This is a genomic window from Bacteroidota bacterium (assembly GCA_016183775.1).
Lineage (GTDB): Bacteria > Bacteroidota > Bacteroidia > JABDFU01 > JABDFU01 > JABDFU01.
In genome coordinates this window covers 1-26,333 of sequence record JACPDY010000064.1, presented here as the reverse complement: position 1 = coordinate 26,333, position 26,333 = coordinate 1, and the positions used below count along the sequence as shown (strand labels likewise).

The window sequence follows — 26,333 nt, the reverse complement described above, 5'->3', positions numbered from 1 at the left end:
ACCGTGAAAGAATGTCTAAACAAATTATAAAAATGGAACTCATGAATAATATAAAACGAACAACAGAAAATCGAACTGAATTAATTAACTTAACAAATCCTGTAACCATGAACAACAATTACAAAGGGAATAACATAGTGTATTCCAAAACTAAATGGCAATTAATGAAAACGCTTCCTTTCATTTTATCCCTAATACTGATAAACCTTAATGGTTTTGATGTGAATGCAAAAGATTGGGATTGGGCGAGGCAAGGAAATAGTTCTGTCACCTATGCTCGAAGTTTGGGAACTTCTGTTGCAACAGATGCTAATGGGAATGTATATTCTGTAGGTGATTTTTTTAATACTCCTACAATTAATTTTGGGAGCACTACATTAACCAATTTGGGTGGCAGGGATATTTTTATAGTTAAATATGATTCCTTAGGAAATGTGCTTTGGGCGAAATCAATGGGAGGCTCAGGCAATGATATGCAGCCGGCAATTGCAACAGATGCAAGTGGTAATATTTTTATTACAGGCTCTACTGGTTCTCCTAATTTCCCAACGTTAAATCCAGGTGGGGGTAATTATTTTCAAGCAACAATGTCTGGAAGTTCGGATGCATTTATAGCAAAGTATAATAATTCAGGCACTTTGCTTTGGTCAACATATTATGGCGGATCTAGTTCTGATGAGGGAAATGGTATTGCTATAGATATTGTTGGGGATGTAATTATTACTGGTAGTACCAGTTCAACAAATTTCCCAACGATTAGTGGATTTCAAATGACAAATGGAGGAGGAGCAGAAGATGCTTTTATAGCTAAGTTTAACAATACAGGTGTTCGACTTTGGGCTACCTATTTCGGAGGAAATGGGTTTGATATTGGCTATGACGTTGCTACTGATTTATCAGGAAACGTAATTATTACCGGATCTACCAGTTCAACAAATACCCTTGCTTCCGCAGGTAGTTTTCAGGCGGCTTTTGCCGGTGGTTTTAATGATGCATTTGTTGCAAAATTTACTTCAAATGGCATCCGGCAATGGTCAACATATTACGGAGGTACTAATTCTGAAGAAAGCACCAGCATAGCAGTCGATGGTAGTGGTAATTTATGTATTACCGGCTACACATATTCAACAAACTTTCCTGTAAGTTCGGGGGCATTCCAAACAATTTATGGAGGATCTATCGATGCTTTTTATGTAAAATTTAGTGCTTCAGGTATGCGGTTATGGGCAACCTACTATGGGGGACTTAATCAGGAGATGGCTTATGGCATTGCAACTGATACAAAAAACAATATTTATTTGGTTGGAACTAGTTTTCCCGGAGCAAGACCTATTACAGCTAAAGTAGACTCTAACGGAATTTTTCTTTGGCAAAAGTCTCCCGAATTGTTAAAAATGGGGAATAATGAACAGGCCAAAGGGATTGCAATTGATACAAAAAATAATGTTTATATAACAGGAAGTGTAAGTAAATCAAGATTTAGCAATGATACATTGAAGCCAATTGGAGATACAATTTTTGTTTTTACAGCCCGATTATCAGGCACATCGGATTTAGTATGGCCAGGCGACGCCAACAGAGATCTTGTTGCCAATAACAACGACCTGCTTGCAATAGGTATTGGTTATGGTTCAACAGGAGCTTCCAGGACAAATGCAAGTATTGTCTGGAAAGGACAAGAGACAAGTGATTGGGGAACTATGTTGAGCAATGGAAATGACTATAAAAATGTAGATTGTAATGGTAATGGAATTATCAATAGTGCTGATACAACGGCCATAATTCAGAATTATGGATTGACTCATAACCTTAAAACGGCCATCCCCGATTACCAATCCGGATTACCTGATTTGCAAGTACAATTCCCAATGGATACCATATATCCCGGACAGACTCTAAGTCTTCCGGTAAATTTAGGCGACAATGGAAATCCCATAGCTGCCATATATGGTTTGGCGTATACGATCAATTTTAATTCAAAAGATATTGATACTTCTAAAATCAAAATGCGGTACTCCACTTCCTGGTTGGCCAACGGCGGCGGTAATTTATTAAGCATACAGAAAGTTTGGGGTAAACAAGGTCAGTTAGATATTGCTGTAACACGTACAAACCATACTAATATTAGTGGGTACGGACAGATAGGCACATTAGATATTGTTATGAAGGATGATATTGTACCTAAATTGGCTTCCACGTTTACCAAAAAATTTCAGCTGGATATTACTTCTGTTAAGGCGATTAAAGTGGACGAAACGCCTGTGTTTTTGAATGCATTGAAAGATTCGGTGATAATTAAAGTGTACCAGGTTATGACAGGAATAAATAATTCAATTGGTGCAGATGAATTTGTTGTGTATCCAAATCCGGCAACAGAGAAACTAATCATTCGTTCTGCCGGCATCATTTCAAAAGTAGAACTGATAAATTCTTTAGGCCAACAGATTTTGGTTACTGGTGTAGCTGCTGATAATTTTGTAACACTCGAAACAGGAGCCGTGCTTCCGGGAATTTATTACCTAGCAGTTTCAACAAATAAGGGAAGATTCGTTCAGCGGGTTTGTATTGAAAGATAAATTAAAATGATAGTTGGCAATGGGCAATTTCTGCCAACTGCCTTTTGCCAACTATTTTTTACTTCGCCTTCTCGATCCTTATCCCTGCATCCATAATAAGCGGCAGCATTTCGAGGCGCATTCCCTGTTCCAGTTCAAAAGTATAATTACCGGCCAGTTTGAAGCGTACATTATGCTTGAAAGGAATCTGATTATCATAAATATCGCCAATTCCATCACCTAACCATTTGCCGTTTGCATCAGCCAGCACACACTCAAGTGTATCGGTGAATTTTTGTCCGTTGGGAAAAGTACTGTGAATGAACAAAAACAAATTGCCATAAGGATAACCATCCGCGTTACGTACATTAATAAATACATTATGCGGCGAAACAGTATCAGTAATAGTTACATTAAAAGCGAGCTTGTTCTTGCGGTCCCAAACATTGTCCGGCAGTGTTTTGTTCTCGTCAAATACACGGTTAGGGTCGCAGGAAGCAAGCAATAAGATAGAGCAAATGCTTACGAAAAGAACAGGTCTGAATTTTGATAAGGCATTCATTTTTCACTTTTTTATTTTCATTCACCTATTGTCTCCGTCCCCTCCCCACCAGGTTTATGGAGCCGCGGTCACTTTTCGATTAATTCCCTGGTTTGTTTTGCAGCCCTGGTTTATTGGGTCCCGGTCCCGCTGGTTTCGGCCGGTTACGGTTTTTATTGTGATGTTTTTTCTTTTTCTTTTTACGTGCAGTGTCGAAACGGGTTAAGCTATCCTGTCCAACTACATTCTCGTAATCAGGTTCACGCTTTGTAACCTGCCTTTCCTTTTCCTTAAACGCTTCTCCAAGGTCGGCAGGCAATTCCCCTTTCTTATTCATTTCGATGATCTCTTTTACGCGATCAACGGGTATAGGTATAAACTCATTCATCTGGTCAAAGTAAGAGAACCACATGGTACGTCTGAAGATATCTGTCTTCTGATGTACGGCATCACCCTTTTTCGACTTTAATTTTACATCATTAACATCGGGAAAATCCTTTATGGCATCCAGGTAACTATCCAACTCGTAATTCAAACAGCATTTTAATTTACCACACTGTCCTGCCAGTTTCAGTGGATTAAGCGATAATTGCTGGTAACGTGCCGCGCTGGTAGAAACCGAACGAAAATCTGTTAACCATGTTGAGCAGCATAGCTCACGTCCGCATGATCCGATGCCGCCTAAACGACTGGCTTCCTGGCGTGCACCGATCTGCCGCATTTCAATCCGCACCCTGAATTCTTCTGCGTATTTTTTTATCAACTCACGGAAATCCACACGGTCGTCAGCTGTGTAATAAAAAATGGCTTTGGTTTTATCTCCCTGGTATTCAACATCACTTATTTTCATCTGCAGGCCTAATGCAACGGCTATTGTACGTGAACGGTGCATCGTTTTTTCTTCCAATGCCTGGGCTTCGCGCCATTTATCAATATCATTCTGCCGGGCTTTGCGATACACTTTTTTAATGTCGGGAGCAGTGGCGGCCAGGCCCTTTTTCTTGAGCTGTATGCGGACAAGTTCACCTGTCATCGAAACCCCACCAATATCATGACCGGGAGAAGCCTCAACGGCGACAACATCCCCAACGGCCAATGATAAATTATTTACATTCCTGAAAAATTCTTTACGGCTGTTTTTAAAACGTATCTCTACAACATCACATGGCTGCGTACCGCCTGGAAGTTCCATGTTGGACAACCAGTCAAATACGTTCAGCTTATTGCATCCGCCAACCCCGCAGGAGCCATTATTCCTGCATCCGCCGGGCAAAGTGCTGCTGGCCGTGCTGCAACCTCTTCCTGTGGAACATCCGCTGCATCCCATTTTTTAAACTGTTAAGTATTGGGTTTAATGAATTATTGATGGATCAGTTAACCAATCCTACATAGATACAAAAGTAGCATTTATTTGGCTGTTCCTCTTATCCGGGTTATTGTTTGGATTATGCCAGTGAAAAGCAAGAAATAACTATTTTCCAAATGAACACCTATGTAATTCAACGAAATGTTGACCGGCTATTTTTTCTTAGACATTTTTACAGGTTGTGCCTTAAGGCTTTGTGTAGGATACAATTTTTTGTACCACAAGGAAAGCGCGATCATGGTGCCAAGAAACATACATATCCAGACATAGGCTGCTGTTTCAGGCGAAAGATCAAATCCCATCGTAAATAAATTATTTGCATTGAAATGTCCTTTGCTGAATTCCGGGAAAATATATTTTTTAAAGGAATCTCCGCCCGGACCCGGGCCGTATTGATTCGGGTTGTCCGGCACCATATACATGAGTGTAACTTTAACAAGCCAGGTTGCGATAAGCCCAAATCCTGTTATAGCGATAAAAACATAGTTATTTATTTTTTTTCCGGACAGGTATATGAGTCCTTCGTAAACAAGTATTACGGCAAGGCAAACACAATAGCGAGGACCATAACTCCATCCCCCCCACCAGGTAAAAAATGAAGCGATTGCTAAAAAGAACGGGATCGAGAACATAGCCAGGTAATTTGTTAAAAGTTTTTTGAATGAATATTTATTGATCATTTCTTTCACAAGGAAATAGCCGCAAAGCAGCAATACCGGCACATGCGGGATCAAGCCCATGTAGAAGCTGAATGATAAACCCCACATGCCTTCCAATGACGGTAATCTGAAACCGTAGTTAACACTCAGGTCTCTTCTAAATACCTCCTGGGTATGGAAGGCATTGAGCATTTGTAATGGGTTGCCGGTAATGTGGTAGTTGTACCAAGCTATGAAAAGTAAGCCGGGCAAAGTACCGAGGCCATAAAAAATGATATTCTTGATTTTTTTCTCTCTGAGCCAGATAACGATCGCCCAAAGCGGAATGGCTAATCCGATAGTGTATTCACTTATGAAGGCAAAGCCTACGCACAACCCCGACCAAAAATATTTTCCATCTTTAATGAGTATGTATCCTAAAAGCAATAACATTGCCGAAATGACATGATTAAAAAATGTTCCGGCAAAAACAAAAATGAACGAACCGTAAAAGGACATCATTACAAGTAATACAGGTGATATGGTTCCGGCCGAACCCAATATTTTTTTCAGAGACAAAAAAATTATTACAACAAAAGGAATACTGCCAAGCAGAAAGCTTCCCAAAAACATCAACGGGATCATATCGGTGAAAACAAAGTTGCGTGCGTCTTCTTTGGTAACAGGTGCCCAGATATAAATAGGATACTTTTTACCTGAGTTCTCTGTTGTTTTTGTCAGGCCCATCTTCTGCATCATCCAATAAAACGGAACAGCAACTAAGGTAGGGAAAGGAGCTTTATCGGAATAATAGTGATCGCCTACTTTACTTTTATCGCCGGCCCGTGCTTCGTATTTGTCAATTTTAAAAGTGCCTTCTTCGAGCAAAGTAAATACAGGTAAGCCCCTGGAAACACCGCTTGGCGTAGTCCAGATATCGGTATAAAAAGATGCCAGGAAAAGATTCGCTGCTAAAAAGCAAAGAAGGAATAATTTTTTATTTGACCATATGGAAGTTCTTTTTTCTATCATGAATGACTTTGTATTGGTCATTTTGCTTGGCTAACGACTTTAATATTAAGTAATTCATTGAATTTAAATGACAGATCAAGAAATAATATTTTAGGATTAGCATTTCGTTCAATGTGCATGGATGCCTTGTTAATCTCCTCGGTGAATTGCATGCAGTTATCAGCGTTTATAAAGGGAGAAAATTTTTTCAAAAAATCTGTTTCTTTTGGAGTGGTGTGAACAATAGAAGGATCGGCATAATTTACCATTACACATTCACGTACCATATGCAGACAATAGGCAAAGAAGTTTTTCTGCTGTTCCCGTCCCAGGTCGCTGAACCCGGCTAACAGGCTGTTTATTTTTTGCATGTCAAACTTCAGGCAGGCCCGCATCCAGTTTTGAAATGTGGTAAGATTCCATTCGGCACTTTCATTTTCGGTGAGAAGATTTTTTGCCACGCCATAGTCTCCATCCGCCAGCAGAGAAATGCTCCGCGCATCATCAGAATTTAAACCGTGTTTTGATATCAACGCCTGTTCGAGGCTATGTTCGTCAATTTTTTTAATTTTTACCAGTTGTGTACGGGATATAATGGTACGCAGCAATTGATCCTCATTTTCACAAACAAGGATGAACAGTGTTTTGTCGGGCGGTTCTTCCAGTATTTTAAGGAGCTTATTCGCGGCTGCGGCATTCATCTTTTCAGCCATCCAGATGATCATTACCTTGTATTCCGATTCGTACGTAGTGAGTGTGAGTTTCCGCAGGATCTCGGCGCTTTCTTCAGTGCCGATAACAGGTTGTTTATTTTCGGCTTCCAGGAAATCAAACCAGTTGTTGATGTTCAGGTAAGGATCAGCTAATACGGCTTTGCGCCAATCGCTCAACACATCCGTACTTGTGCGTATTTCTTTTGAAAGGGCCACTGGGTATGAGAAATGGAGATCAGGATGGATAAATTTTTGGTACTTCAGACAGGATTTGCATATTCCGCAGGAATCCTGCTCCTGTTTGTTTTCACAACAGATGTATTGGGCATAGGCAATAGCCAGCGCTAAACTTCCGCTTCCGGTATTACCCAAAAAAAGTTGGGCGTGGCTCACCCTGTTCTCTTTAACCGACTGGATGAGTCGGTGCTTTACATCGTCTTGACCTATGATTTCAGAAAATTGCATTAATAAATTTAGTTTAATGTTCTTTCACCCATTTAATTATATCTGAAACAACATATTCAGCAACATTTGATGGAATTTGATAATCTGCCGGTAAACTTTTTTCTCCATTAAATTCCATGAACAGATGATTAAGTTTAGGGTATGATTTCATAACTACATTGTTTTGTTTGATAATACCATCTTTCCATAAATTATAATCTTGCATTGTTACCTGGTAATCTTTTTCTCCCTGCAAAATTAATACAGGAAGAGTTAATTTTTTAAGAGTTTCAACGGGATTATATTTTTTGAGATCCATCCAGTATGCTGCAGGTATACCCAAAGGCAGGTCTGATGAAGGTGTTTGAAGCGTCAATGTATTTTCTTTCAAATATTTTACTTTGCTTTTCATTTTCTCCAACTGCTCAGCTTCTTCTTTTGATTTTGTTGTTGAATTATCCATCAAGTAAGTCATTTGCGAAACTATCAGATCTTCTAATGGTCTTGCGTTACCGGCCATCATTATTATCCCTGACACATTCTTATCAGACAATGAGATCCTCGGCATAAGCATAGCGCCTAAACTATGCCCAAGTAAAAATATTTTGGCAGAGTCAATAACCGGGTTAATTTTCAATTGTTTTAGACAGGAAATAACATCATCGATCACTTCTTCTTTCACGGTGATCTGTTGATTGACTATTTTTGAACCATATATAAGCGTTCGTTTATCATATCTAAAAACCGCAATTCTGTTAGATGCCAATGCCCAGGCAATATCTTTCAATGGCTTATTCGGGCCTATTGTTTCATCTCTGTCATTAGGACCTGAGCCAGCAACTAAAATCACAAGAGGAAATTTTTCTCCGCCGATGGGTAAGGTAAGAGTTCCAGGCAGAGCGTATTCGCCACTATGAATTGTAATATTTTGTTCATTGAACGCTCGGCTATTAGCATATGATGGTTCTTTGTAACCACCTTCTGCGGTTGGAGGTGCAAAAAAAATGCCACAGATCACCCCCTTTTTATTAAATGTTAGTTTAAAATCAATTATCGTTTTTTCGAATTGGCATATTTGGTGAACAATTTCAAATGAATCTTTTTGTTCTAATCTTATTGTTTTCAGATTCTTGTACTCTCCCAATTGCTGATTTAGGCCAGTCCAAATTTGGTCCAATTGTGAAGCACCTATTTTAGAAGTTACGGAGGTATCAAAAAGCGAGATGCATTTGGCATATTCTTCTTTTTGAAGAAGATCTAAAAAGTTTTTAGCCGTTTCCTCGTTTTTAGCCGTTTGTTGTGAATACGAATAATTAAAAATGAGCAATAAGTAACTGATTATATAAACAGCTCTTTTATTAGACTTTAAAAAAATGTGTGTTTTCAAAACAAAATTAATTGCAGAGGTTATTCCATACTCATTTATCTGAAATGAATTGAGAATTAATTGCATTGCCTCAAATGTATAAAAATGTACCTTCGCATTATATAAAAATAATAAATTGGCAATTCAATTCGGACATTGGCCTAATATACAATATTCAAATTTTTTTAATGGGAAATTATTATGAAAACAGTAGACGACTTCAATTTTGCAGGAAAAACAGTATTGATCCGTGTTGATTTCAATGTTCCTTTGGATGCGCAGTATAATGTGGCTGATGATACACGTATTCGTGCGGCATTGCCAACCATCAATAAAGTTTTAAACGACAAAGGCGCAGTTGTTCTTATGTCGCACCTGGGGCGGCCGACCAATGGTCCAACTGATAAATGTTCATTACGGCATATTGTGAACCATTTAAGTGAACTATTGAAAAAGCCTGTTCAGTTCGCGGATGATTGCATTGGTGATTCGGCTAAGACTTCAGCAGCTAATTTAAAAAACGGAGAAATATTGTTGCTTGAAAACCTTCGCTTTTACAGAGAAGAAGAAAAGGGAAATGAGGAGTTCGCGAAAAAGTTAGCTGCACTTGGAAATTTTTACGTTAACGACGCGTTTGGAACTGCCCACCGTGCGCACGCTTCAACAGCAGTCATTGCTCAGTTTTTTCCCGGGAACAAATGTTTCGGTTATGTAATGAGCGGCGAGTTGGCCAGTGTAAATAAAGTGTTGAATAACGCCGAAAAGCCTTTCACCGCTATTTTGGGAGGGGCTAAAGTTTCGGATAAAATATTGATCCTGGAGCAGCTTATCAATAAAGCAGATAATATTATTATTGCAGGAGGTATGGCTTTTACCTTTGTTAAAGCCCAGGGCGGCAAGATTGGCAAATCATTGGTTGAAGATGACCGCATTGAAACTGCATTGAAGATATTGGCCGACGCGAAGAAAAAAAATGTAAATATTTATTTGCCTGTTGATGCAGTTGTGGCTGACAATTTCAACAATGAAGCGAATGTTCAAACCTGTGCTATAAACAGTATCCCCGATGGATGGATGGGACTTGATGTTGGCCCTCAGACCGAAAAAATATTTGACGAAGTAATTGCCCGCTCAAAAACCATTTTATGGAACGGCCCCATGGGCGTTTTTGAAATGAGCAAGTTTGAACACGGTACAAAAACAGCCGCTTTTTCGATTGCCAAAGCCACTAAAAATGGCTCATACACACTTATAGGCGGTGGCGATTCTGTTGCGGCTATTAACAAATATAATCTTGCCAAAGAAGTCAGTTATGTATCAACCGGTGGGGGAGCATTGCTTGAGTATATCGAAAGTGGTAGTTTGCCGGGGGTGGAGGCAGTCCTAAAATAAGTTCAAGGTTCAAAGTTCAATGTTTTGGTTATCCCCTCTGTGGGAAAGCTTGTGTGTTGGGGAGAGGGGGTGCGTTTTGCTTGTGTGGATGCAGGCCTGTCTGCCGAAGCTGGTACACTGAGCGATGTCGAAGTGCCAGCATAGGCAGAGGTGTGTTATGAACGCAAATTCTTTATCGCCGGCACGGCAGTTTTAATTCCCATCATATAGTACTTGTACAACACCGATTCCTGTTGAGTTTTATCAGGTATGAGTTTAAAGCGATTTTCGATAACACTTAGTAAATACAAAAGCGTCCCGGTAATAAGTATAAATTTAAGCGCTCCAAAAATTGTCCCGGCAATCTTATTAACTATTCCCAGCGCGGCCATTTTGACCGCGCTTTCCATCAGTCTGGCTAAAAAGAAAACTAGGATCACAATACCTAAAAAAGTTATAGCGAAAGCGATCAGTTGTGTATGATTGAAATGCCAGTCGAACTTTTTTTCCGTAAATTCCGCGACAAATGATGAAAAATGCATGGCGCCAAGCACACCAAGTATAAAAGCTGCAATACCTGCCAGTTGTATGATAAAACCTTTTACAAAGCCCCGGTAAAGGCCCCAAAGAAGGGGAACGAGGAGTAGGATATCGAGAAAATTCATGCCCTGCTAAACTACCTGATGTTATCTCAATATTGCTCCATGAGGTAGTGAAATTATCAACCCTTGCTTGTTAATCGCTATTCGGCAAAAGGTGAAAAAGAAGTACCTTTGCAATCCTATAAGTAATTGTGAATAATTATGATAGAAAAACGAATTAAACTCGGATTATTTGGCTTTGGTTGTGTTGGACAAGGTTTGTATGATGTTTTAAGCCATTCGGAAGGTTTAAAAGCGGATATTGAAAAAATTTGTGTGAAAGATCGTAACAAGAAACGTAAAATTGACGCGAAGTATTTTACATATGATAAGGAAGATATTCTTGGCCGCAAGAACCTTGATGTTATAGTTGAGCTGATCGATACTTCCGAGGCCGCGTTTGAGATCGTAACCCGTGCCATGAACAACGGCGTGAGTGTTGTTACCGCCAATAAAAAAATGCTTGCCGAGAATTTTGAGGAACTATATCATCTCCAGGAAAAAAACAATGTCGCTTTGATTTATGAAGGGTCTGCCGGGGGCAGTATTCCAATTATCCGTAACCTGGAAGAATATTACGACAATGAGCTGCTGAGCAGCATACGCGGCTTGTTGAACGGTTCGTGCAATTACATTTTAACACGCATGGAACTGGAGAATATGGATTATAACAAAGCGCTCAAAATGGCACAGGAACAGGGTTTTGCAGAGTCCGATCCCTGGCTGGATGTGGCGGGGTATGACACCTTGTACAAACTGATCCTGCTGACTGTTCACTCGTTTGGCCTCATCCTGAAGCCCGAACAGGTGCTGGCATTAGGTATTCAGAATATTTCATTTGATGACATTACGTATGCGAAAGAAAAAGGATACCGGATCAAACTTATTGCTACGGCTCACAAGGTTGGTAATAAATTCAGGGTTTATGCCATGCCGCATTTTGTAAGTAAGGAAAGTGATCTGCACAGCGTTTTATATGAGAACAATGGAGTAGAGGTGGAAGGAGCTTACTCATGCAAACAGACATTTGTAGGAAAGGGCGCGGGCAGTCATCCTACCGGAAGTGCTGTGTTATCGGATATTTCAGCTCTTACTTACCAGTATAAATATGCATACAAAAAACTAAAGAAATTACGTAAGCAGCACAACGGTAATTTTGATGCCGGAAAACTGCTTGATAATGATTTCGAGATTAAAATTTATATACGCTTCGCGGATAAAGAAGCGCTGAAAGGAATAGAGATCGTTTCTGTGGAAGAGGAATTTAAATCATCCAAAACCAATTATATCATCGCTAACGTGAAGTTCAAGTCATTGTTCAACCTGAAGGGGAACCGGGACAATAAATTATTTGTTTGTGCTGTGTAAAAGAAAGGTAGGGCAGTGAAGGCGATGGCGGTCACTTAATTGTATTTGTGGAACGCTTACGTTTTTTAAACAACCCGCCTTTATCTTCGGTAGTATTTATTTGCTGCTGCTCTTTGTCAGTTGAAATTTGTTGTTCTAATTTATCGAGAGTCAGACTTTCCTTGTAATACAATACCTTTCCTTTTTTGTTTTCCCCATCTTCGCTAGCTGAATCAGCCTTTACAGCATCCTCATTTGAGGAAAAGTCGTAGGTGTCATTTTGAGATGGCTCACCTGTTTTCAATTGTATAGGTTCGTTAGCCGAAGGAGCCTTTTCATATTGAAGGGAAGTTTTCAGCAAAGGCTCACCGTTAAGGTTTGGATTTTCTGATACCTGCGTTCCGGAAGAGACATTGTTAATTGGCCCGTTGTTATTGGCTATTGAAGGCTCGGCGATTTTCTGAATACTTACAGAGGTATTGTTATTGATAGCGGGAGGACCTTGCTGAACTGCAGGTGTTTCTTCCTGTACAATTGCTTCCTGCGCAGGTGCAACTGTATTTATAGAGGAGGCTGGTGTATTTTTGGATAGTAAATTATATGTAATAAAACTTCCCGTTCCGATAATAATGCTGCCCACAGCAATATATAAGGCTAAAGAATTTTTCTTAACAACAAGTAAGGCTGATTTTAACTTTGTAAATGAACCTGTAGCAGCAACTCCCGCGAATGAATTAAGGGAAAAACTCAGGTCGGCTAAAGGCCCTTTAACTACAGTAGATTTTTTTGGAAGTATGCTATATATATCCTCCCACGTAACCTTAGCCTCAGAAGGGTTATTCAACAAGCTGTTTCTAATAGCGTTGTCCAGGCCTGTATGGTTAACCGGCTTATTCGGCATTGCTTACTGTTGTTAGTTGAACTATATTTTTCCTGATCTGATGCATGGCCTTTTCAAAATTCAATCGTATGGTCGCCTCACCAACATCTAGTTTTTCAGAGATCTGCTTTATTGAATAATCATCCGCAAGGTGCATATTAACTACTACACGATATGCTGGGGTCAAAGCCTGTATTGCCTTCAGTACATCATTTCCATCCATCGCCCTGGTCACTTCCTGGTCAACTATTTTATCTTCCTGGTTTATGCTGTCGTATGCGTTAACAGTACTTACTATTTTATATTCCTGTTTATTCCTGCGCAATACATCGACCGCTGTGTTGATCATCGTCTTTCTGATCCAGCTTTCCAATTGTTGTTCACTGATATTTTTGATGTTGTTGAAGACGGAAACAAAACCTTCTTTAAATATTTCGGTTGCCTGTTGTTCGTTTTTTGCATAACGCAGACAAAGACCCATCATAGATCCATTAAAAAGTTCAAACAACTCGCGCTGAGAATCTTTATCCGATCTTTCACATCCCTTTATGAGTTCCCGCAGATTCATTGGAGCCGAATTATGCATTTTAGAATTACTCATTTAACGAGAACTGTTAAAATAAGGTTGTAACTTTAAATAACTATTCTATATAAATATAGCAATTAATTGACGGTCAAGCAATTAATTTTTGTGGGCGAGAACAACAATTTTTTTGTAGTTTTTTACTACGCCGGATGAGTTAAATATGTGAAAATAAATAATATAGGGACCAATTTTGCATAATTCACGATTATTATCAACGCCATCCCACACATAATTTCCTGCATTTCCCAAAAGTTCGTTCGACACCAGGTTACGGACTAAAAGGCCTGTGGAATTATAAATAGAGACATTTGCAACATTTCCGGGAGTGTCAAAAGTATAGTTGACACTCACTACATCATTATTCCCGTCATTATCAGGTGAAAAAATTTCAGGAGAGATAGTAATTTCTTTTCCTGTGCCGGAATCAATATCTTGAGAGTTTTTGTACGCGGGCGTTGCATAACCTGTACTTGCGGCAGCGGAGTGCCAGTTATTTCTGTCGTTGGTTATATGATCTGCATCAATACGCTCAAGCGATACTCCTTTTGTTACATTAAGTAAAGGGAAATGCATATCCTGCCTGTAATCAAAGCGATCAATGATCGTTTTTGAAGTATCAGCCAACACCACTATTCCGGAAGCTACGTTCATTCCCGGGAAGCCAGCCATATCAATAAAACCTGATGGTGAAGGCGTCTGGTATTGGCTTTTAATAGAGGAAGAATTTGTGGATAAAACAATGTATTGTTCGGAAAAAATAAGTGTACGAACAGTTGAAATGTATTGAACGGAACTGAGTTGATTTGCGAGTGTATCAAAAGAAGAGAGTGTAAGCTGCGAAAGATCGATCACTTTATCAGATCGGTTATATATTTCGACAAAATCGACTCCGCCGGTATTGGGATCGGGAAGAATTTCATTAATCACGATATCATTGGCAACAGCCTGTTCAGGCAAAACAAATTGTGTATAAGCAGAATTAATACCATTGTCTGCTTTATCCTTTACATTGGTAACTGTTAATGTATATGTTTTTGACCCTTGAAATGGGCCGGGAAAAACAAGGTGAACCAAACTTGTATTTATTGTGTCTAGCAGGGCTGATGACGGGTTTCCAATGCCATCACTAACGGAATAACCGGTGATGGTTTCGGCGGAAACCTTTTCGAGCGGTTCATTAAAATAAATATTAAGCTGAGTAGAAGACATGGCTAAGATTTTAATTACAGCCGGGGCAATCGTATCAATGCGTATGGGGCCAACATAAAAATCGTCGAAATAAAATTTAGTCGCATTACTGGTTGTGTATTTACAGCTTATGCCAAAATTGGTAGTTGATGTATGTAAAGTATTGTTTATAGATCCTTCAAGTGCATAATTTATGCCTCCAAGTGTATCGGAATATACTTTCCAGTTACCAAACGCGCTGCGTGTGACCTTTACCCTTAATGTATTAGTTGATTTACTGCAATGTCCGTTAATCCCGTCAATGATCTTTGTTTCAGTAGTTCCTGTTTGTTCCCACAGATCCACACTGTCATCCGAACCATTTTCGCCCAGTCTGATAAAATATCCATTCAATGGCATTTTCAGGTTGATTTGGTCGGTAACCAGGTAAACTTTCGCATAATTATTATCCGATGGCGCAAAAGACAGTTTAACCCAAAAATTCCATTCGGCACTATCTATAACTGTATTTGGCGTTGAAAGATATGAAGTGTCTGTCCCTGAAGAATTAAGTTGCAATTGGGACGAACTATTAACAATAAATTTAGAATTATTTCCATTCCAGGCAGGTAATTGCGTAAAGTCGCCATCTGTAAATCCATCATCTACCTGCGATTTGGCAATAAATGGAAGTAAAAGAAGCAGACAAAAAAACCGAAACATATTTTTTAAAAAACCAGTATTCTTACGGGCTAAATATAGTATTTTTGCGAAACGAAAAACTCAGTATAAATACTGAATTTTAAGTCAGAAAGACGAATAAGTAGAACACAAAAGATAATAAACATATAATTTTTGAAAAAATGAAAGTAGCAGTAGTTGGCGCGACAGGTCTTGTAGGAACAATGATGTTGCGCGTTTTGGAAGAACGTAATTTTCCGGTAACAGAATTGATCCCGGTTGCATCTGAGAAATCGGTTGGTAAAGAAGTTGTATTCAAAGGAAAGAGTTATAAGGTTATAAGTGCGCAGGATGCTATTGCTAAAAAACCCGCCATTGCTTTATTTTCGGCGGGAGGAAGTACCTCGCTGGACCTTGCTCCTAAATTTGCCGCTGCGGGAATTACAGTAATTGATAATTCCTCCGCATGGCGAATGGATAAAACTAAAAAATTAGTTGTCCCTGAAATAAACGCGCACGAGCTTACTAAGGATGATAAAATCATCGCGAATCCTAATTGCTCGACCATACAAATGGTGGTTGCTTTAAATCCATTGCATAAAAAATATACGATCAGGAGGATAGTTGTTTCAACTTATCAATCGGTTACAGGTACCGGTAAAAAGGCCGTTGACCAGATGATGAATGAGCGTAAAGGCGTGAAAGGGGAAATGGCCTATGCGTATCCGATCGATCTTAATGTTATTCCGCATATTGATGTGTTTACCGACAATGGGTACACCAAAGAGGAAATGAAAATGGTAAACGAAACAAAAAAAATAATGGGAGATGACAGCATTCGCCTGACTGCTACTACTGTTCGTATTCCTGTAATGGGCGGTCACAGTGAATCAGTGAATGTTGAATTCGCAAAAGATTATACGTTGGATGATGTGCGTTCAGTGCTAACCAACTCTGTCGGGGTAATTGTTGTGGATGATGTAAAGAACCTGAAATACCCGATGCCTAAAGATGCGCATAACCGCGACGAAGTTTTCGTAGGCCGTTTGCGCAGAGATGAAACACAGGCCAATACGCTGAACATGTGGATCGTGGCGGATAATTTGCGTAAAGGTGCTGCTACCAATGCTGTGCAGATAGCGGAGTATTTGGTAAAGAATAAGCTGGTGTAGCCGGAATTCTATAAAACTTTGTTTTGTGTCATTCTGAGCCCCGTTTTTCAAGGGGCGAAGAATCTGGCTTTTGTGGGCAGTCAGCCTTCGCACAAAGACCAGATCCTTCACTCCGTGCAGAATGACACAAATCTGGCTATAATTAAAATTCAGAGGACCTTGTAGTTTTTATATTCCCCAACTCGCCATCCTGTTGTTTGCTCAATAAACATCAGTATACGTGATTTAAGAGAAAGCTTTTTCTGAGAAGGGTCAAAAATAAATTTCCAGTTTTTGTCTTTTATACGCTGCTGCATTACTGCGGGATGCGTGTCCCTGAATTGAGCCAATGAATCAATTTGGGAATAATCAAATTCATTTACCTGCTTAATATTTTTTTTCATCCATTCTTCATCATGCCACAGGCGGTTGAACACTTCCCGTTTTGCCTGTTGCAATTGCGGAGGCTTAACCCAGCCATAATGATATACAAAGGCGTCAACGGGCTTTATTTTTAACTTCTCCCCGTTCTTGCGGAACCCTTGCGCATCGCGGTAAGAGGTAATACCTGAATCATTCCTGGTTATGCGTATTTCTTTTCTATACCATTTCCTGGAATCACCGGTATAATCATATGAACCATAGAAATGAAGGTAATTGAATAATAATCCTTCAACCTGTTTATCATCCTTCCATTTTAACATGGCTTCTTTAATGGCAGGCAAATACTTTTCATGTATACACTCATCGGCTTGAATATAAAACGTCCAGGTGCTGTCGGGAGAAACTGCTTTCAGGGCTTTATTTGTTTCGTCAGCCAGTACTTGCCCTCCTTTGCGTAAAGTATCGTCCCAAACAGTTTCCACGATTCTTATTTTCGGGGAGTTAATATTTTTTATAAGTTGCAGTGTTTCGTCTTCCGATTTACCAACCGCAACAACAAACTCATCACACATAGGTAAAATGGAAGTGATCGCTTCAACAACGGGGTAATCGTATTTAATTGCATTGCGAATGAATGTGAATCCTGTAACTTTCATTTAGTTGGAATAGACAATGTAAAGTAGGAACAAAATATCACTATAAGATATCCGGAAGAGTACCCATATATGACAAAAAAAGGTCCTCGTATCTTTTTTAGAAAGTGTTTTCAGTAAACAACAAATTTTGTTCTCATCAGGGCGCCACTATCGCTTTTGGCTTTTAGAAAATAAAGGCCGGACTCAAAAGCTTTCACATTCAGGCTATAACTTTGCAAAGCAGGAGAATCAACAAAAGCTATTTTTCCGGTCATATCATAAATTTCAAATTGTTTGATCTTTTCGCCTTCTGATGTTATCGATAAAATATCGCTGGCAGGATTCGGAGAAATTACAATTTTGTTTTCAGCTTTTTTCATTGCGGCTACTGAAGCCGGTAAATTATCGCAATCCAAAAAATAATACGCGCTATCCAACCCTGAGGAGGATCTCCAGTATTGGTCCTTCTCGGTGATGGTAGCCCATTCAACCCATCCCTTTTTTACGTAATTATTAACAGTATCTAAAATAGTGCAGAGGCGTTTAATAAAATTTGTTTTGTTCACATCACGACAATCGAATTGTACGGCCTGGGTATAATACTGGTTAGCATCGTAAGTGCCATTGTGAACATTTGTAAACAAAACTTTTAGCTGATTGATGATCCTGTTCTCATCCGTTGTGTCGGTGAAGTGCGCTGAACAGCCATTACCCTGGCAGGCCACCCTGTTTGTGTTTACATGAGTGGAATAGTTAGTCCGGCTTTGGGGCTTATATGAACCATAAAAATTCATATCGTTGTGAACGCCTGCGCTGAAACTGCCGCCCCACATTACATTTGGTTTCCATTTTGGCGCAGAGGTAAATTTCACGCATGTCATTCCATTTTCAAAATCCTGCCAGTCACTCCCGTTTTGCAGGCCATCTATTTTAAAACCTCCGGCGTTCTTGCGGTTAGTAACGCCCAGTGAATCATGCAAATGAGCCACGTCGGCATAATTGTATGTAAAGCCGCCAACCATTCCCTCATGCGAATGCGGATCACATTCAATGTAAGGAGAATCGTCCATCCATTTCAATAAATTGGTATTGCCCGTAGCGACACTTTTAGGATCATGCTTTATAGCACCCAAAAGGAAACGGACATCAGATTGAAAATTCCATTTAACTTTTTTACTGATCACGCTATCCGCAATTTCTTTTATGGCGGTATAAGCGGTGTTGTAGTTCAACGGAAGTGTTGCATCATAAAGCGGCTCGCCGCTTGTTTCATTATGTGAGTTCAAGTTAATGTACACTTTGGGTTGAGCATGTAGCGCAACGGTAATAGCCATCATACAGACAGGGAGTAGAATTTTTTTCATAGGCTGCGATTTTTTGCTAATATAAAGGGTTTACATTGAATTTGCAATGGTTTGCAAACGATGAGCTTAGCAACTTGCTCCAAACAATCTCAAAACAAATTTATTTGCCCGTATAATTAGCAGGCGATATTTTTTTCAATTCCTTCTTAATGTTATCATTTACCTTCAGTGAATCGACAAATTTTGAAATACTTTCTTTGGTAATATGTGTATTTGTGCGGGTAAGTTCTTTCAGCGCTTCGTAAGGTTTTGGATATCCTTCTCTGCGTAAAATAGTTTGAATGGCTTCTGCAACAACGACCCAATTATCTTCCAGGTCTTTTTCGAGCGCCTCTTTATTCAGAATAACCTTATCAAGCCCTTTTAACAATGATCTGTATGCAATCAAAGAATGCGCAATAGGAACACCGATATTTCTTAAAACGGTTGAATCAGTCAGATCACGCTGCAGACGTGAAATCGGAAGTTTCGCGGATAAATGTTCAAAGATGGCATTGGCCATGCCCAAATTGCCTTCTGAATTTTCAAAGTCAATGGGGTTCACTTTATGCGGCATAGCGGAAGATCCGATCTCTCCTTTTTTAATTTTTTGTTTGAAATAATTCATCGAGATATATTGCCACATATCCCTGTTGAGGTCAATCAGAATGGTATTAATGCGTTTGAGCGCGTCAAACTGAGCAGCAAGATTATCGTAATGTTCTATTTGGGTTGTGTATTGTGAGCGATTTAACCCGAGGGTTTTATTTACAAAATGGTTTGCAAATTTTACCCAATCAATAGCAGAATAAGCCGCATTATGTGCGTTAAAATTTCCGGTAGCACCGCCAAACTTCGCGCTGTATGGAATGTCGACGAGCTGTCCTACCTGTCCTAAAAGCCGTTCAACGAATACCATTAATTCTTTTCCAAGGCGTGTAGGTGATGCCGGTTGTCCATGTGTGCGGGCAAGCATTGGTACATCGGCCCATTCTTTTGTCTGTGCGCTAAGTTTATTAATGGCTAGTGTAAGTACGGGTAAAATCTCATTATTTACAGCATCTTTCCATAATAAAGGAACGGCTGTATTATTAATATCCTGGGATGTTAACCCGAAATGAACAAACTCTTTCGAATCGACTAATTTCAGCGCGTCAAATTTTTCCTTCAAAAAATATTCAACCGCTTTTACATCGTGGTTAGTTACTTTTTCTATTTCCTTTATAGCGTTTGCATCATCAACAGTAAAGCTTTTATATATATCCCTGAGCTTCGGGAAAATTTTCTTATCGACTGTTTTTAATTGAGGCAAAGGAAGCTCACACAAGGCAATAAAATATTCAACCTCAACCTGAACACGGTATTTCATTAAAGCATATTCTGAAAAGTAATCGGCAAGGGGTGCTGTTATTTTCCTGTAACGGCCGTCGATGGGGGATATTGAGAGTAGTTCCATATTTTGAAAAAGTTCAAGGTTCAAAGTTCAAGGTTCCGGGTTAACTTTGAACGCGGAACCTCGAACCCGGAACATATTTATACAAACCTATGTTCTTTTTTAAATAATTCTTCCTTCGGCAGACTTTTAAAATAGTCGTAAGTTATTTTTAGACCTTTCGCGCGATCAACTTTTGGCTCCCAGCCTAATATTTTTTTTGCTTTAGAGATATCCGGTTTGCGTTGTTTTGGATCGTCTTTTGGCAATGGTAAAGAAATTAATTTTTGATCAGCACCGGTTAATTTTAATATCTCTTCCCCGAATTCTTTAATTGTAATCTCGGATGGATTGCCAATATTCACGGGCTGTACATAATCACTCATTAATAGACGATAGATTCCTTCTACCAGGTCATCAACATAACAAAACGAGCGGGTTTGGGAGCCATCACCGAACATAGTCAAATCTTCACCCCGTAATGCTTGTCCTATAAATGCGGGAAGTACACGTCCATCATTTAAACGCATGCGGGGTCCGTAGGTGTTGAAGATGCGTATAATACGGGTTTCAAGGCCGTGGTAGGTGTGATAAGCCATTGTAAGGGCTTCCATAAAGCGTTTAGCTTCGTCGTACACACCGCGCGGCCCAACAGGATTTACATTGCCCCAATATTCTTCAACCTGCGGATGAACCATGGGGTCGCCATAAACTTCAGATGTTGAGGCAACGAGAATACGTGCTTTTTTGACACGTGCTAAGCCAAGCAAATTATGTGTTCCGAGTGAACTTACTTTTAATGTCTGGATCGGTATTTTCAAATAATCGATAGGGCTGGCAGGGGAGGCAAAGTGTAGAATGTATTTCAGATCGCCAGGTACAAAAACAAATTTAGAAACATCATGATGATAAAATTCAAAATTTTCCAGCTTCATTAAATGCTCAATATTCTTCAGGTCGCCGGTGATAAGATTATCCATTCCGATAACATGGTAACCTTCTTTTATAAATCTATCACATAAATGCGAACCCAGAAATCCGGCTGCTCCGGTTATTAATATTCGTTCCTTCATTTTGGATTATGTATTTGCTGAGATGTTGATCTATTGAATTGGGGCATGAAGGATAATTCAACAGATGAATAAATTTTTAATTTATTATTGTTTTACGTCCAATGCTGTAATAGTTATATCCAAGTTCTTTCATTTGTGCAAGGCTGTATAAATTACGTCCGTCAAAAATTACTTTTGATCTCAATAATGATGACACCTTTTCAAAATCAGGGGTTCTGAACAAACTCCACTCTGTTGCTATTAACAAAGCGTCTGCATTTTTCAGTGCTTCATACTGATCATTCGCGTAATTAATTTTGTTCCCCAACTGTTTTTTTACATTTTCCATTGCTTCTGGATCATGAGCTGTAACGGTTGCTCCTGCAGCCAACAATTCATTTATGATATACAGGGCGGGCGCTTCACGTATATCATCGGTATCGGGTTTAAATGCTAAACCCCAAAGCGCGAAATGTTTTCCTTTCAGATTATTGCTGAAGTGTTCTTTTATTTTGGGAACTAAAATGGTCTTTTGCTTTTCATTTGTACTCATTACAGCTGTGAGCATTTTAAAATCATACTTCACATCCGATGCTGATTTAGCGAGAGCCTGTACATCCTTAGGAAAGCAGCTTCCTCCATAACCAATGCCCGGGAATAAAAAGCGTTTACCGATCCTATCATCAGATCCAATGCCAATGCGTACCATATCAACATCTGCTCCGGTCTTTTCACAAAGATTGGCGATCTCATTCATAAATGTGATCTTGGTAGCGAGGAAGGCATTGGCGGCATACTTTGTTAATTCCGCCGAACGTTCATCCATAAATAAGATCGGGTTGCCGGAGCGTACATAAGGACGGTATAGTTCCTCCATTATTTTTTTTGCTTTGTCGGAACTGGTGCCGACAACTACGCGATCCGGTTTCAAAAAATCATCCACCGCAAATCCTTCACGTAAAAATTCGGGATTGGAAACAACACTGAATTCACATTTCGCATTTTTTTTAACTGCGTCGTAAACCTTTTCGGCAGTGCCAACAGGAACGGTACTTTTATCAACGATCACTTTATAATCAGTGATTACCCTTCCAAGGTCATTTGCAACACCTAATATATAGCTAAGATCGGCAGAGCCGTCTTCACCGGGAGGAGTTGGCAGCGCGAGAAATATTATTTTGGCCTTTTCAACGGCGTCCCTAAGTTTTGTGGTAAAATTTAAACGTCCGGCTTTTATGTTACGGTGAAACAAGGTATCAAGGTGCGGCTCGTAAATGGGAACAACGCCTTCCTGCATTTTTTTCACCTTTTCCTCATTAATATCGACACAAGTTACATTGTTACCTGTTTCAGCGAGACAGGTTCCTGTTACTAAACCTACATACCCTGTACCAACGACTGCAATATTCATAACAATTTTTTTATTTTATAAACGATAAAATGCTTTCCGTAATATACTTCAATGTATCCTCATCCAATTCAGTATGCATAGGCAATGACAATACTGTTTTGCACAGTTTTTCTGTCACAGGAAAATCGCCCTCTTTGTAGCGTTGGTCGTGATAGGCCTTTTGCATATGCAATGGAATGGGATAATAGATCATTGCAGGAATATCTTTTGAGGCCAGGTATTCCTTCAACTTTGTGCGATCAACTCCATTCAGCTGCAAAGTGTATTGATGAAAAACGTGCGTTGAGTTTTTTGAGCGCGTCGGAATTTTCAGTTTAGGGTTATTTGCAAATGCTTTATCATAAAACGCAGCAGCATTATTGCGTGCAGCAGCATATTCGTTAAGATGTTTCAGTTTGATTCCCAGTACTGCAGCCTGTATACTATCGAGGCGCGAATTTACACCAATAGAATCGTGAACATATTGTACAGATTGTCCATGATTGGCGATCATTCTGCATTTTTTTGCAAGTCCGGCATCATTGGTATACATAGCGCCGCCATCACCATAACAACCAAGATTTTTGGAGGGAAAAAATGAGGTACATCCAATAGTTCCGATAGTTCCCGCTTTCTTTTTGGTCCCGTCCGAAAATGTATAATCAGCTCCAATGGCCTGCGCAACATCTTCGATCACATATAAATGATGCTTTTTAGCCAGCGCCATCACTTTTTCCATATCCGCGCATTGTCCGAAAAGATGCACAGGCACGATAGCTTTGGTCTTAGGCGTAATTGCATTTTCAATTGATTGTACATCAATATCAAATGTGTCGGGATTCACATCAACCAATACCGGTGTGAGTCCAAGAAGTGCAATAACTTCAGCAGTTGCGACATACGTAAAATCAGCGGTGATTACCTCATCCCCATGTTTTAAACCAAGTGCCATCATAGCGATTTGAAGCGCATCGGTGCCATTTGCACAAGGGATAACATGTTTTACATCAAGGTATTGTTCAAAGTCGGCGGCAAAGATTTTTACTTCCGGACCGTTGATAAATGTTGCATTATTTATGACGTTTTGTATAGCCGAATCTACCTCCGTTTTAATCTTTTCGTACTGACCCTTGAGGTCAACCATCTGAATTTTTCGCATCACTTTTTCCATATAGTGATATATAGTATTCGCCGAACCGCTGTCGCTAATCGGCATAAGACCAACTAAGCCATCGTCCTATTTTATTTTATCGATTTTGATGGCAAGTTGCTTTAAAAGAACCACGAAGATAGCTAATTTTATTCTACTTTTAGCCCACAATTAAAGGCAGGAAAAGCCGTTAACCACTACGCATGGACTGTAACACGAGAACCCTTTTTTCACTTGCATTTATTCTTGTAACCCTGGAGTTTTCCGCGCAGATAAATCTAAGGGATTCAAGTGTGGTTGCGCCAATGGTATGTTCATCCTTTTCTTTGCAGGTGCCGGGAGCTGATCTGGCGAAGCGCTTTGGGCTCAATTCTGCAGTTGGTTTACAGTTTCTTCTTAAAAGCAGAAAAAACTGGTTGTACGGAATGGGTGGTGATTTTATGTTCGGAAATGCGGTAAATGAAAATGGCATTTTAGATAGCATTAAAACAAGTGATGGATTTTTGATCGCGGTCAACGGAAAGTTGGTTGACACAAGGCTTTTGGAACGGGGATTTAGTGCGGGTTTTAAATTTGGTAAATTATTTCCTGTCTTTGCGCCGAACAGAAATTCGGGAATCGTTGTTATTGCAGGCATTGGTTTTATTCAACACAAAATAAGAATAGAGCTTATTGACGGTACAAATGAAATAACGCCACAGCTGAATGATGAAATGAAAAAGGGATATGACAGATTAACCAACGGGATTTCGTTTAGTCAATCGCTGGGGTACCTGTATTTGAGTAATAATCGTATCGCTAACTTTTATGCAGGCATAGAAATTACGGAAGGCTTTACCAAAAATCGCAGAAGCTTTGATTATGATCTGATGAAAAAGGATGATCGGTTGAGAACGGATTTGTTGTTTGGTATTCGCATAGGATGGATATTGCCATTGTATAAAAGAGCGCCGAAGGAATTTTATACGAATTAAAAGACTCCACCCTGCCTTCCCCGAAGGGGAGCCGGAAAATACAACTGAAATTGAGATTTATATATAATATACTCATTCACCTTTATTCAAGTGCAATTCATTTTGCTTCTTTATTTAATACTAAAGCAAAGTTGTGGGTTGATGGAAGAAAAAATATTTTTGAAGAACTGGGAAAGAAAATACGTAGGGAGTTAAAAGAGAATGATGAGCTAATCTGGTTCCATTGCTCATCATTGGGGGAATTTGAGCAGGGGCGACCGGTTATTGAAAGATTCCGGGTTGGAGGTTCAAGGTTCAAGATTTTGTTAACTTTTTTTTCTCCGTCGGGATATGAGGTTCAGAAAAATTATAAAGGTGCGGACTTTGTTTTTTATTTGCCGATAGATATTCCTGTCAATGCAAGGCGCTTTGTCGGATTACTTCCGTTAAAGGCCGTATTTTTTGTAAAGTATGAGTTTTGGTTCAATTATTTATCTGAACTGAAAAGGAAACAAATTCCAACATATTTGATCTCGGGAATTTTCCGGAAGGATCAGTATTTTTTTAAGTGGTACGGTGTTTGGGCACGAAAGCAATTAAAAGCCTTCACACATTTTTTTCTGCAAAATGAAAAATCAAAACAACTTTTAAATCAATTTGATTTTGTAAATACAACCATTAGTGGTGATACGCGATTCGATCGGGTTTACGAGATCGCGCAAAGTAAAAAAGAATTTCCGCTTTTAAAAACCTTTGTTGAAGCTAGTCAGGTAATGGTTGCAGGTAGCACATGGGAGCAAGATGAAAAATTGATCGCTAACTTGAAACTGGAAATTTTAAACCTGAAACTTATTGTTGTTCCTCATGAAATATGGGAATCTCATATTGAATCAATAACTAATTTGTTTGAGCGACACAACCCGATTCGTTATTCTCAGGCTAACGACCAAAACATACAACAAGCTGGGATTCTAATCATTGATAACATCGGAATGCTTTCATCTCTATATCAATACGGGCATATAGCCTATATTGGCGGCGGTTTTGGTGATGGTATACATAATATTCTTGAAGCAGCCGCTTTTGGGTTGCCAACGATCTTTGGCCCTAATTATAAAAAATTTAATGAGGCGGTTGAATTGATCGAAGCAGGTGGAGCATTCTCTGTAAACAATTCTTCTGAATTAGATTCGACAATAAATAAATTGTTCAATGACAAGGAGCAATTGGTAAAAGCAAGTACTATCAGTAAAAATTATGTGCTGAGTAAAAAAGGAGCTACGGAAATTATTGTGAGCGAAGTGGGTCTTTAGTCAATGATGCTTTTGCAAGCCTGAAAGGCTTGAATATAAATAACCTCCGATGAAATCGGAGGTTATAAAGGTCAGATATCACAACCCTGAAAGGGCAATGTCATTAAGTTCTATATTATATTGCTCTTTTATAGTTAGTTAATGTTTGATGTTTCCCCAAAGGCTTGCTACGCATTTTTCTTCTTTTAAAGGATCTTCCTATTCTTATGGGCTCATAATATTG

General features: G+C 39.4%; 21 protein-coding genes. 6 read left to right on the top strand and 15 right to left on the bottom strand.

Annotated features, from left to right (window positions below; all coding sequences use genetic code 11):
• Positions 1-41 precede the first annotated feature (41 nt).
• Positions 42-2,576 (top strand): SBBP repeat-containing protein, encoded by a 2,535-nt coding sequence (locus HYU69_07840; GenBank protein MBI2270254.1) that lies wholly within the window; start codon positions 42-44, stop codon positions 2,574-2,576.
• 58 nt (positions 2,577-2,634) lie between these two features.
• Here the strand turns inward: HYU69_07840 and HYU69_07835 are convergent, their stop codons facing one another.
• The 5 genes from HYU69_07835 to HYU69_07815 all read right to left on the bottom strand — a co-directional run bounded on the left by HYU69_07835 (position 2,635) and on the right by HYU69_07815 (position 8,721).
• Positions 2,635-3,117, bottom strand: coding sequence for a gliding motility lipoprotein GldH (locus HYU69_07835; protein ID MBI2270253.1), 483 nt, complete (start codon positions 3,115-3,117; stop codon positions 2,635-2,637).
• Positions 3,118-3,196: 79 nt separating this feature from the next.
• Positions 3,197-4,423, bottom strand: coding sequence for a hypothetical protein (locus HYU69_07830; GenBank protein MBI2270252.1), 1,227 nt, complete (start codon positions 4,421-4,423; stop codon positions 3,197-3,199).
• Between the two features lie 191 nt (positions 4,424-4,614).
• The gene (locus HYU69_07825) at positions 4,615-6,132 is read right to left on the bottom strand and encodes a hypothetical protein (GenBank protein MBI2270251.1); all 1,518 of its coding nucleotides are present in this window, start codon (positions 6,130-6,132) and stop codon (positions 4,615-4,617) included.
• Between the two features lie 17 nt (positions 6,133-6,149).
• Complete coding sequence (locus HYU69_07820) at positions 6,150-7,289, bottom strand: hypothetical protein (GenBank protein MBI2270250.1); 1,140 nt, start codon at positions 7,287-7,289, stop codon at positions 6,150-6,152.
• Positions 7,290-7,302: 13 nt separating this feature from the next.
• Positions 7,303-8,721 (bottom strand): DUF3887 domain-containing protein, encoded by a 1,419-nt coding sequence (locus HYU69_07815; protein ID MBI2270249.1) that lies wholly within the window; start codon positions 8,719-8,721, stop codon positions 7,303-7,305.
• A 114-nt stretch (positions 8,722-8,835) separates the two neighbouring features.
• On the opposite strand from HYU69_07815, the gene HYU69_07810 reads away from it, so the two are divergent.
• Positions 8,836-10,026 carry a phosphoglycerate kinase gene (locus HYU69_07810; protein MBI2270248.1) on the top strand — a complete coding sequence of 397 codons (1,191 nt, stop codon included), beginning with the start codon at positions 8,836-8,838 and terminating at the stop codon, positions 10,024-10,026.
• Between the two features lie 155 nt (positions 10,027-10,181).
• Here HYU69_07810 and HYU69_07805 read toward each other — a convergent pair whose 3' ends face one another.
• Positions 10,182-10,670 carry a CvpA family protein gene (locus HYU69_07805; protein ID MBI2270247.1) on the bottom strand — a complete coding sequence of 163 codons (489 nt, stop codon included), beginning with the start codon at positions 10,668-10,670 and terminating at the stop codon, positions 10,182-10,184.
• A gap of 138 nt (positions 10,671-10,808) precedes the next feature.
• Here HYU69_07805 and HYU69_07800 point away from each other — a divergent pair, with 138 nt between their 5' ends.
• The gene (locus HYU69_07800; protein MBI2270246.1) at positions 10,809-12,014 is read left to right on the top strand and encodes a homoserine dehydrogenase; all 1,206 of its coding nucleotides are present in this window, start codon (positions 10,809-10,811) and stop codon (positions 12,012-12,014) included.
• A gap of 31 nt (positions 12,015-12,045) precedes the next feature.
• Here the strand turns inward: HYU69_07800 and HYU69_07795 are convergent, their stop codons facing one another.
• The 3 genes from HYU69_07795 to HYU69_07785 all read right to left on the bottom strand — a co-directional run bounded on the left by HYU69_07795 (position 12,046) and on the right by HYU69_07785 (position 15,349).
• Positions 12,046-12,894 carry a hypothetical protein gene (locus HYU69_07795; GenBank protein ID MBI2270245.1) on the bottom strand — a complete coding sequence of 283 codons (849 nt, stop codon included), beginning with the start codon at positions 12,892-12,894 and terminating at the stop codon, positions 12,046-12,048.
• Positions 12,884-13,474, bottom strand: coding sequence for a sigma-70 family RNA polymerase sigma factor (locus tag HYU69_07790; GenBank protein ID MBI2270244.1), 591 nt, complete (start codon positions 13,472-13,474; stop codon positions 12,884-12,886). The genes HYU69_07795 and HYU69_07790 overlap by 11 nt, the downstream gene beginning before the upstream one ends.
• 81 nt (positions 13,475-13,555) lie before the next feature.
• A complete protein-coding gene (locus HYU69_07785) occupies positions 13,556-15,349 on the bottom strand; it encodes a lamin tail domain-containing protein (protein MBI2270243.1) in 1,794 nt (597 codons plus the stop codon).
• 140 nt (positions 15,350-15,489) lie between these two features.
• Here HYU69_07785 and HYU69_07780 point away from each other — a divergent pair, with 140 nt between their 5' ends.
• Positions 15,490-16,479 carry an aspartate-semialdehyde dehydrogenase gene (locus HYU69_07780; protein MBI2270242.1) on the top strand — a complete coding sequence of 330 codons (990 nt, stop codon included), beginning with the start codon at positions 15,490-15,492 and terminating at the stop codon, positions 16,477-16,479.
• Positions 16,480-16,628: 149 nt separating this feature from the next.
• Here HYU69_07780 and HYU69_07775 read toward each other — a convergent pair whose 3' ends face one another.
• The 6 genes from HYU69_07775 to HYU69_07750 form a co-directional block, all read right to left on the bottom strand.
• Positions 16,629-17,498 (bottom strand): glycosyltransferase family 2 protein, encoded by an 870-nt coding sequence (locus HYU69_07775; protein MBI2270241.1) that lies wholly within the window; start codon positions 17,496-17,498, stop codon positions 16,629-16,631.
• A gap of 110 nt (positions 17,499-17,608) precedes the next feature.
• Positions 17,609-18,841: a T9SS type A sorting domain-containing protein gene (locus HYU69_07770; protein MBI2270240.1), complete on the bottom strand. Its 1,233-nt coding sequence runs from the start codon at positions 18,839-18,841 to the stop codon at positions 17,609-17,611.
• Between the two features lie 100 nt (positions 18,842-18,941).
• Complete coding sequence (gene purB / locus HYU69_07765; protein ID MBI2270239.1) at positions 18,942-20,276, bottom strand: adenylosuccinate lyase; 1,335 nt, start codon at positions 20,274-20,276, stop codon at positions 18,942-18,944.
• 77 nt (positions 20,277-20,353) lie between these two features.
• Complete coding sequence (locus HYU69_07760; GenBank protein MBI2270238.1) at positions 20,354-21,325, bottom strand: SDR family oxidoreductase; 972 nt, start codon at positions 21,323-21,325, stop codon at positions 20,354-20,356.
• Positions 21,326-21,401: 76 nt separating this feature from the next.
• Positions 21,402-22,715 carry a UDP-glucose/GDP-mannose dehydrogenase family protein gene (locus HYU69_07755; protein ID MBI2270237.1) on the bottom strand — a complete coding sequence of 438 codons (1,314 nt, stop codon included), beginning with the start codon at positions 22,713-22,715 and terminating at the stop codon, positions 21,402-21,404.
• A gap of 10 nt (positions 22,716-22,725) precedes the next feature.
• Positions 22,726-23,853 (bottom strand): DegT/DnrJ/EryC1/StrS family aminotransferase, encoded by a 1,128-nt coding sequence (locus tag HYU69_07750; GenBank protein ID MBI2270236.1) that lies wholly within the window; start codon positions 23,851-23,853, stop codon positions 22,726-22,728.
• Between the two features lie 194 nt (positions 23,854-24,047).
• On the opposite strand from HYU69_07750, the gene HYU69_07745 reads away from it, so the two are divergent.
• On the top strand, positions 24,048-24,818 hold the full coding sequence (locus HYU69_07745) for a hypothetical protein (protein MBI2270235.1): 771 nt from the start codon (positions 24,048-24,050) through the stop codon (positions 24,816-24,818).
• Between the two features lie 50 nt (positions 24,819-24,868).
• A complete protein-coding gene (locus tag HYU69_07740; protein MBI2270234.1) occupies positions 24,869-26,110 on the top strand; it encodes a 3-deoxy-D-manno-octulosonic acid transferase in 1,242 nt (413 codons plus the stop codon).
• Positions 26,111-26,333 lie beyond the last annotated feature (223 nt).